Raw genomic sequence first — 8,516 nt, forward strand, 5'->3', positions numbered from 1 at the left:
TGATGATGGGCGTGATCGCGATTGCCATGGTGATCGAGGCCACGCGCCGCACCATGGGCATCTTCTTGCCGCTGCTGGCCATCGCAGCGATTTTTTACGGCTTGTTGGGGCCCTACTTGCCGGGCGGCCTGTCGCACCGGGGTTACAGCCTGTCGCGCATCGTGGCGCACTTGTACAAGGGCACCGAAGGCATTTACGGCATTCCGGTCGGTGTGGTCGCCACCTTTGTTTTCCACTTTGTGTTGTTTGGCATCATGGCCCAGCTGACCGGCTTGGGGCAGTTGTTTGTGAACCTGGCCACCATTGCGGCAGGGCGTTTTTCGGGCGGGCCTGCCAAGGTCAGCGTGGTGTCTTCGGGCCTGTTTGGCATGATTTCCGGATCGGCCATTGCCAACACCGTGACCACCGGCGTCATGACGATTCCGCTCATGAAAAAGGTCGGCTTCTCACCGCGCTTTGCGGGGGCGGTTGAGGCCTCGGCTTCTTGCGGGGGCCAGATCACTCCGCCCATCATGGGGGCGGCGGCTTTCATCATGGCCGAGACCTTGGGCATCCCGTACAACACCTTGATTTTGGTGGCGATCGTTCCTGCTTGCTTGCACTACTTTGCCATCTTGTTCATGGTGCACCTGGAAGCCAAGCGTCTCAAACTCCAAGGCATGGACCCCAAAGACATCCCCTCGCTCAGCTGGGTGCTCAAAAGCTCATGGCACCTGTTCTTACCGCTGGTGGTTATGGTCACGCTGCTGTTGATGCAGTACACGCCTTTTCTGGCCGCGTTCTGGGGCATCACCCTCACCGTGGCCTGCTCGTGGATTCCCCGCTTGATGGGTCCGTTGGGCAAACACATGACCGGCATGGCCGTGGGGCCGCAAGCGCTGGTTCAGGGCTTTGAGATGGGTGCCAAAGCCGCGTTGGGCATTGGCGCTGCGTGTGCCTGCGTCGGCTTTGTGCTGGGCATCACCACGCTGACCGGCATGGGCTTCAAGTTCTCAGCCTGGGTGATCGATGTCTCGGGCGTGGCCGCCCAAATGTTCATGGTGATGGATGTGTTCAACTGGTTTGAACTCAAACAGGTCACCATTTTCTTTGGCCTGATGTTCACTGCAGCTGCTTGCATCATCATGGGCTCGGGTGTCCCCACCACGCCCACGTACATCATCCTGGCCGCCATCGTCGCCCCGGCTTTGGCAGGGCTGGGCGTGCCGCAATTGGCGACGCACTTTTTTGTGTTTTATTTTGGTGTGTTGGCCGATGTGACACCGCCCGTGGCTCTGGCCGCGTTTGCCGCGGCTGGCATTGCCCGCAGCGAGCCCATGCGCACGGGCATGACCGCTTTCAGGCTGTCCATGGGCAAGGCTCTGGTTCCCTTTGCTTTTGTCTACACGCCCGCTTTGTTGTTCATCGACTTCACCTGGTTCTCTTTCTTGCTGGCCACGACTTGCGCCATCGTTGCCGTGATGGGTTTGGGGGCTGCTTACACAGGCTTTGTGGCGCGGCCGATTCGCAGGCCCGCATTCTGGTTGTTGAATGCACTGTCCTTGTCTCTGGTGTTTGCCAATCCTGTGGCCGCGGCTGTGGCCATTCCGGGTGTGCTGCTGATCTTGCTGTGGCACAGCCGTCCATTGCCGAACACCGCCTGAGCCCATGCCCATTCATTTTTTTGAACGGAACCAACTGCGCGCCACCCCCTGGAAAAACGGCGGCGGCGTGACGCGTGAAGTCGCTTGCCATCCTCCACATGCGGGCATGCAGAACTTCGACTGGCGCATCAGCATTGCGCACATTGCCAGCGACGGTGATTTTTCGGTGTTTGCGGGTGTGGACCGGGTCATCACGCTGCTCGAGGGTGGCGGTGTGCAGTTGAGCAGCGCGGATGGCAGCGTGATGCATGCGCTGGACACGCCTTTGCAGCCCTTTGCCTTTTCAGGCGATGCCGCAGTGCATGCGCGTTTGCTGAACGGGGGCTGCCACGACTTCAATGTCATGACGCGCCGCGGCGTGTGCCAGGCCGAGATGCGCGTGTTTCGGCGTCATGAGACTTGGTTGCCCGCCCCGGCTGGCTTGCTGATGGCCATTCGGGGCGCATGGCAGGTGCAGACCGATGGCACCGACACAGCCAGGGCCCAGCAGCACACGCTTGGCGCACAAACAGGCCTTTGGTGGCATGACGACACGCTGGCCTGCCAATGCCAATGCGTCGACTCAGACCCGGATGCGGCCTTGCTGGCCGTTCGCTTCACACCCACCCCACGCTGAAACATCGAAATGCAACACCAGCTGTTCGCCGAACACGCCTTGCTGCCAGACGGCTGGGCCCGCGATGTCTTGCTGCAATGGAATGCCCAAGGCCAATGGCAAGCCATCCAGACAGGACTGACCCCCAACCCCCTGGTGCCGCGCGCCGCAGGGCCAGTGTTGCCGGGCATGCCCAACCTGCACTCGCATGCTTTTCAGCGCGCGATGGCAGGCCTGACGGAATACCGCAGCCATGCGCAAGACAGCTTTTGGAGCTGGCGCAAGCTCATGTACCAATTTGCGGCCCAGCTGGGACCCGCTCAACTGGAGGCCATTGCCACCGCCTTGTATGTGGAAATGCTGGAGGCGGGCTTCACCAGCGTCTGCGAGTTTCACTATCTGCACCACGACCCCCACGGCCAGGCTTATGCCGACCCGGCCGAGATGTCGCTGAGCCTGCTGCGCGCAGCCAAGCGCACCGGCATCGGCATGACGCTGCTGCCCGTGCTCTACCAAAACAGCGGCTTTGGGGGGAGCGCGCCCACAGCGGGACAAAGCCGATTCATCCACAGCACCGAGGCCATGCTGCGCTTGCTCGAACGCCTGCGGCCCGCTTGCGATGCCCAATCTGCCCGGCTGGGGCTGGCACCGCACTCCTTGCGGGCGGTGACACCCGAGAGCCTGCGGGAGGTGCTCACGGGGCTGAAGGCGCTGGACGCCAGCGCGCCCATCCACATTCACATCGCGGAACAAACGGCCGAGGTTGATGCTTGTGTGGCCTGGTCAGGACAGCGCCCGGTGGCTTGGCTGCTGGACCATGCGCCCGTGGATGCACGCTGGTGCCTGGTGCACGCCACGCACATGGACGCACACGAGTACCAGCGCGCTGGGGCCTCGGGTGCGGTGGCGGGGCTGTGTCCCACCACCGAGGCGAATCTGGGCGACGGGATTTTTGAGTTCAAGACCTGGCAAAACCAGCAAGGTGCTTGGGGCATCGGCTCGGACAGCCACATCGCGGTGAACCCAGCCGAAGACCTGATGCTGCTCGAATACAGCCAGCGCCTGTCTTTGCGGCAACGCAATGTGGCGGCCAACGAGCGCCAACCGGACGTGGCCCAAGCCCTGTGGCAAGGGGCGGTGGCCGGTGGCGCGCGGGCCGCGGCTCGGCCGGTGGCCGGGCTGGCCGTGGGGCAGCAGGCCGACTTCATCGTGCTCGATGCCCATCACCCGGCCTTGGCCGGCTTGTCCCCTGACCAGATGCTGGCCAGCCATGTCTTTGCCAGCAGCCGCCAAAGCGCCGTGGCACAGGTCTGGTCTGGCGGTCAGCGGGTGGTGCAAGAAGGCAAACACGCGCTGCACAACGAAGCCATGGCGGGCCTGGTGCAAGCTCGCCGTGACTTGCTCAAAGCCTGATGGCGCGCTGTTTCAGACCGCGCCAGCCAAAGGCAAATTGAGCAACAGGTTTTGCGGCTTGAGTTTGAGCAAACCCTGCTCGTTCATGGCCAAGCCCAGATAAACCGGCTTGCCTTGCACGTCGGCGCGCATGTCTTGAGGATTGTCAAAGCGCAGCTTGAACAGGCTGATGAGTTGCTGCTGGCGTTGGGCTGACAGCTCGGTGCCTTGGTACAGATCGTTGAGCAAAGCGGTGGCCGTGGCGTCCAGGCCCACATGCCAGCGCCAGGCAGGGTCGTCCACTTTTTGCACTGGCTCGATCTGTACGGCCACACCCAAAAAGTGTTGTACCCACAGAACCAACACCGCCGACAAGGCTTTGAGGCCCGAGCGGGCGTTGACCATTTTCAAAATCAAGCCGTGCGGCAATTCGTTCTGGATTTCGTGCGTCATGTCGAGCAAGAAGGCATAGCGCCCCAAGCCTTCGCGCTGCGCGAGGTAGCGCTCTTCGTTGTCTTTGTGCAGCACCTTCACATCGACCGCCTTGAGGGCTGCGCCGCCTTCCATCAACAAGCGGCCCATCTCACCCAGGCCACCGGTGGCTTGCAAGTTGTCGAGCGTGTCGCTGTCGCCTGACAGTACGCGGCCCTCTTGCACCGTGATGCGTTGGCGGCGAAACAGCAGCTCGGCCGCACGCCAGACCCAAGCGTCATCCTGGCCGGTCAACACATTGCACACGATGGCTTGCACCACCAAGTCGATGAACAAAGGCGGCAGCTGGATCTGGCCACTGCGCATCCAGCCCATGTAAGCCGACTCCAGTGAGCCAGCACCTTCCACGTCGTCGCGAAAACGCAGGAACAGTTTGTAGTTTTCACGGACATCGTCGTCCTTGAAATGTTTGTAGTCTGCAGGCGTGACCTGCATGTAGGGCGAATCGGTCAGGGCGGCATGCAAACGCTTTTCGGCCTTGCACGATTCGGGCACCAGCGCCAGCTCGGGGCGCTGCAGCCACAGCCGCCAATAGTCGGGCGTGGCGCTGAGCCAGCCGCGCGCATTGCGCGTCAGGTGTTGGTGACCGCAAGCGGTCCAGAAGTTGTGCATGTTGGTTCTTTGGTCTTGCCACGCGGCTGTGTGTCGATACCGATTGTGCTGGTTCTGACCAGACCGCTGATTCAGGCCCAAACAACCCGGTTGCACAGCTCGTTCGGATTGGCTTCGCCCGCCTGCAGCGGGAAGTGCTGGACCAGCAGTGCCGAGACTTCCTGCAGCGCCTGTGTGAGACCGGTATCGAAGTCGCCGGTTTGCAAGTGCTCACCCAAGTGTTGAACCACCGCTTGCCAATGCGCATCGGGCACATGACGGCTAATCCCCCGGTCAGCCACGATTTCAAGCTGGCGCTCGGCCAGCATCAAATAGATGAGCACGCCATTGTTGTGTTCGGTGTCCCACGCGCGCAGCTTGCCAAACCACGACAGTGCGCGCTCACGTACCACTGCAGGCAAAGGCATCTCTCGCCCCGCCCGCCACAGATCGCTGTTGGGCAAGGCGGCTTCGACACACAGAACAATTTCGCCGCTGTGCCGCGCTTCGCTGGCGTTCACCCTAGCCTGCAGCTGCTCGGCCATGGCCGGAGGCACCGCCTGCTCGGCGGCACGCTCGTGCATCCAGCGGTGTCGCCACCAACGTTTTCCGTGGGTCATCAGCGATTCGCGCATGTCACCATCTCCCGGAGGCACCACCGCCCCCAAAATTACCGCCGCCGCCCGAAGAAAACCCACCGCCACCAGAACCACCCCAACCGCCGGAGTGACCCCTTCCGCTGCCACCCCAGCCGGGAAAGTCACCGCCACGCCCACGGCCCTGACTGCGACGCACCGCAGCACTGGGCAGGGCCTGCATGAACAACGCCGACATGAGGCCCAACATGGCCGCAACCACCCCCAACCAGAGCAGGCTGGTCATGATCCAAACCACCACACCGACCACGCCCCCTGCCGCCAATGCGCCCAAACGCTGCCCCAGCACCCGGCGCAACACGCCCGCCACGGCAGGCAACGCCACCAGCAACAAAACAACCAAATTCAGCCAATCGACCTCGGCAGCCCCAGGGGGTTGGCCGCCTTGTGCGCCTGCTTGGGGCAACGGCAAGGCCTCGCCCTCAATGCGGGCTTGCAGGTGGCTGAGGCCGCCACGCAGCCCACCGGCCACATCGCCCTGGCGAAATGCGGGCGTGATCACCTGGTCAATGATGCGTTGGGCGGCCAAGTCGGGCACAGCGCCTTCGAGTGACTTGGCCGGCGCGATGCGCAAACGACGGTCGTTGAGGGCCACCACCAGCAACAAACCATCGCCCACATCGCGGCGACCGATTTTCCAGGCATCGCCCAGGCGTTGGGTGAAGTCGGCGATGTCCTCAGGCGCGGTGCTGGGCAACACCAACACCACGATCTGGGTGCCGCGCTGCTGTTCAAAGCTTTGGAGTTGTTGCTCCAGAGCCGCCACATCGGCTTCGGCCAGGGTGCCGGTCTGGTCCATCACCCGGGCGGTGAGGGGCGGCACGGGCACGAGTGCTTGGGCCCAAGCAGGCGACAAACTCAAAATGACCCAAGCCATGGCGCTCAAAAGTAGCCGCGTCAAAACCTTGGCCCCACTGTTCCCGCCGAACCGGCCGATGGGCCAAAGCATGGGCATGTGGGTGTGAATCACTTGCCGAAGTCCACCTTGGGCGGCGCGCTGACGGCGGCTTCATTGACCACGGTGAAGTTGGCCTTGGGCGCATAGCCAAACACCATGGCCGTCAAGTTGCTCGGAAAGCTGCGGGCCAAGATGTTGTAGTCCTTGACTGCGGCGATGTAGCGGTTGCGCGCCACGGTGATGCGGTTTTCGGTGCCTTCGAGCTGCACACGCAAATCGGCAAAGCCCTGATTGGCCTTGAGGTTGGGGTATTGCTCAGACACCACCATCAGGCGCGACAAGGCGCTGGAGAGTTGGCCCTGCATGGCCTGGAACTGTTGCAGTGCTTGAGGGTTGGTCAGCACCTCGGGGGTGATCTGGAAACTGGTGGCTTTGGCCCGCGCTTCAATGACTTGGGTCAAGGTTTCCTGCTCAAAATTGGCCTCGCCTTTGACGGTGGCCACGATGTTGGGCACCAGGTCGGCACGGCGCTGGTACTGGTTGAGCACCTCGGACCAGGCCGAGGTGGTTTGCTCGTCCAAGCGCTGGAAATCGTTGTAACCGCAGCCGGACAAGGCCAAGACGACCAAAGAAGTGCTCAGCCAAGCGCTGATACGGGTAGCCAATCGGTTCATGGGGACGCTTTCTGCTGCAAATGGGAAAAAAACTGAACCCAAGTCATGCGGACTCTCGGTCCTGACTTGAAGTCTGCTCCAAGCCACACCCGAATTCAAAGTGTGAGCCAAACCTCGTATTTCAAGACCTAATGGGGCTTTTCGCGGGTGAGCCGTTCTGCAAAAGAAATGCCAATGGCAGACAACACAAAGGTGAAGTGAATCACCGCCACCATGGTGACGACTTGGATGTTCTCCAAGCTCAAATCACCGCTCAAATAGGTCTTCAGGGCATGGACACCCGAGATCGAAATGATGGCAAATGCCAGTTTGAGCTTCAGATTGTAGGTGTTGACATGGTCCAACCAGTCCGGTTTTTTCAGGTCAGATTTGTCGAAGTGCCCGGTCGTGACAAAAAGGGACACACCGGCCAGTGCCACCACCCAAACGAGCTGCGCCACCATGGTCATGTCCACCAACTCCAACACCTTGATGATGAGGTCAATCTTCTGCAGATCGTCAAACAGCAGGGTGTTCATGAGCTTGTAAGTTTCAACCAAAAACTTGCCCAGGATGCCAAAAATAATGCCCACCAAACCGACATAAAAAAACAACATGGTGAAACGCAAGCCGTACAGCAATGAGCCCACACTGGAAAGAATTTTTTCCATTTTTTCCCTTGAGATAAAAATCACCCGCATCGGTTCAATGAGATGTGCGGACAAGCACCCAGACCCTCAACACCTTGCTGCCCAGCCTCCGATCAAGCCCCCTCAATCAACCGACGCATCAATTATGAAGCCGCCCACAGGCAGCCTCAGTATGGACCCCCCCAAATCACTTGGGCCTGGTTAGCCTTGCCCCATCAAAGGTTAGGGGCCAACAGGCGTTGCAGGTCTTTCACCTCAACCCCGCTGCGCTGCGCGAGGTCTTGCACCTGGTCGTCGCCCACTTTGCCGACGTTGAAATACTGCGCCTCGGGGTGCGCGATGTAAAAACCGCTCACGCTGGCCGCAGGCGTCATGGCCAGGCTTTCGGTCAGGCCCATGCCAATGTCTTGGCATTGCAGCACATCGAACATCGCTTGTTTGGCGCTGTGGTCGGGGCAGGCGGGGTAGCCGGGCGCGGGGCGAATGCCTTGGTATTTTTCAGCGATCAGTTCTTCGCTTGTCAGCGCTTCGCCCGCCGCGTAGCCCCACAGGTCGGTGCGCACTTTTTTGTGCAGGCACTCGGCCAGCGCTTCGGCCAAGCGGTCAGCCAATGACTTGAGCATGATGGCGCTGTAATCGTCGTGCGCGGCTTCAAAAGCCTCTGCGCGCTTGTCGGCGCCGATGCCCGCGGTGACGGCGAAAAGGCCCACGTGATCGGGAGCCACGCCCACGGGCGCGACAAAGTCGGCCAAGCAGCGGCTGGGGCGCATGACACCATCGATCATGTGTTTTTCGGTCTGCTGACGCAGGCCGCGCCACGTCATGGCGACCTGGCTGCGCGAGGCGTCGGTATACAGCGCAATGTCGTCGTCGTTCACCGTGTTGGCGGGGTACAGACCCATCACCGCATTGGCCGTGACCCAGCGGCCGTCGATGATTTTTTGGA

General features: G+C 61.2%; 9 protein-coding genes. 3 read left to right on the forward strand and 6 right to left on the reverse strand.

Annotated features, from left to right (window positions below):
* From ACIQ47_RS13350 to ACIQ47_RS13360, 3 genes are all read left to right on the forward strand, one after another.
* Positions 1-1,643, forward strand: a 1,643-nt coding sequence (locus tag ACIQ47_RS13350) for a TRAP transporter permease (RefSeq protein ID WP_396438584.1), incomplete at its 5' end; no start/stop codon positions are given.
* 4 nt (positions 1,644-1,647) lie between these two features.
* On the forward strand, positions 1,648-2,259 hold the full coding sequence (locus ACIQ47_RS13355; RefSeq protein ID WP_396438585.1) for a HutD family protein: 612 nt from the start codon (positions 1,648-1,650) through the stop codon (positions 2,257-2,259).
* Positions 2,260-2,268: 9 nt separating this feature from the next.
* Positions 2,269-3,651 carry a formimidoylglutamate deiminase gene (locus ACIQ47_RS13360; RefSeq protein ID WP_396438586.1) on the forward strand — a complete coding sequence of 461 codons (1,383 nt, stop codon included), beginning with the start codon at positions 2,269-2,271 and terminating at the stop codon, positions 3,649-3,651.
* A 12-nt stretch (positions 3,652-3,663) separates the two neighbouring features.
* On the opposite strand, the gene ACIQ47_RS13365 is transcribed toward ACIQ47_RS13360, so the two are convergent.
* The 6 genes from ACIQ47_RS13365 to ACIQ47_RS13390 all read right to left on the reverse strand — a co-directional run.
* Positions 3,664-4,734: a DUF6352 family protein gene (locus tag ACIQ47_RS13365; RefSeq protein WP_396438587.1), complete on the reverse strand. Its 1,071-nt coding sequence runs from the start codon at positions 4,732-4,734 to the stop codon at positions 3,664-3,666.
* A 71-nt stretch (positions 4,735-4,805) separates the two neighbouring features.
* Entirely contained in the window at positions 4,806-5,348 is a 543-nt protein-coding gene (locus ACIQ47_RS13370; RefSeq protein ID WP_396438588.1) for a TPM domain-containing protein, read from the reverse strand.
* A 1-nt stretch (position 5,349) separates the two neighbouring features.
* Positions 5,350-6,246: a TPM domain-containing protein gene (locus ACIQ47_RS13375; RefSeq protein ID WP_396438589.1), complete on the reverse strand. Its 897-nt coding sequence runs from the start codon at positions 6,244-6,246 to the stop codon at positions 5,350-5,352.
* 89 nt (positions 6,247-6,335) lie between these two features.
* Positions 6,336-6,941: a LemA family protein gene (locus tag ACIQ47_RS13380; RefSeq protein ID WP_396438590.1), complete on the reverse strand. Its 606-nt coding sequence runs from the start codon at positions 6,939-6,941 to the stop codon at positions 6,336-6,338.
* 128 nt (positions 6,942-7,069) lie between these two features.
* Positions 7,070-7,591 (reverse strand): YqhA family protein, encoded by a 522-nt coding sequence (locus ACIQ47_RS13385; RefSeq protein ID WP_396438591.1) that lies wholly within the window; start codon positions 7,589-7,591, stop codon positions 7,070-7,072.
* Between the two features lie 194 nt (positions 7,592-7,785).
* Positions 7,786-8,516 (reverse strand): vitamin B12 dependent-methionine synthase activation domain-containing protein (locus ACIQ47_RS13390; protein ID WP_396438592.1); only part of this gene is annotated, 731 nt, incomplete at its 5' end.

It is taken from the genome of Limnohabitans sp., from assembly GCF_044373035.1.
In the GTDB taxonomy this organism is placed as follows: Bacteria; Pseudomonadota; Gammaproteobacteria; order Burkholderiales; family Burkholderiaceae_C; genus Limnohabitans_A.

What these genes read in the sequence shown, in the direction of transcription:
- ACIQ47_RS13355 (WP_396438585.1), top strand. Translation starts at nt 1,648, where the DNA reads ATGCCCATTCATTTTTTTGAACGGAACCAACTGCGCGCCACCCCCTGG.
- ACIQ47_RS13360 (WP_396438586.1), top strand. Translation starts at nt 2,269, where the DNA reads ATGCAACACCAGCTGTTCGCCGAACACGCCTTGCTGCCAGACGGCTGG.
- ACIQ47_RS13365 (WP_396438587.1), bottom strand. Translation starts at nt 4,734, where the DNA reads ATGCACAACTTCTGGACCGCTTGCGGTCACCAACACCTGACGCGCAAT.
- ACIQ47_RS13370 (WP_396438588.1), bottom strand. Translation starts at nt 5,348, where the DNA reads ATGCGCGAATCGCTGATGACCCACGGAAAACGTTGGTGGCGACACCGC.
- ACIQ47_RS13375 (WP_396438589.1), bottom strand. Translation starts at nt 6,246, where the DNA reads ATGGCTTGGGTCATTTTGAGTTTGTCGCCTGCTTGGGCCCAAGCACTC.
- ACIQ47_RS13380 (WP_396438590.1), bottom strand. Translation starts at nt 6,941, where the DNA reads ATGAACCGATTGGCTACCCGTATCAGCGCTTGGCTGAGCACTTCTTTG.
- ACIQ47_RS13385 (WP_396438591.1), bottom strand. Translation starts at nt 7,591, where the DNA reads ATGGAAAAAATTCTTTCCAGTGTGGGCTCATTGCTGTACGGCTTGCGT.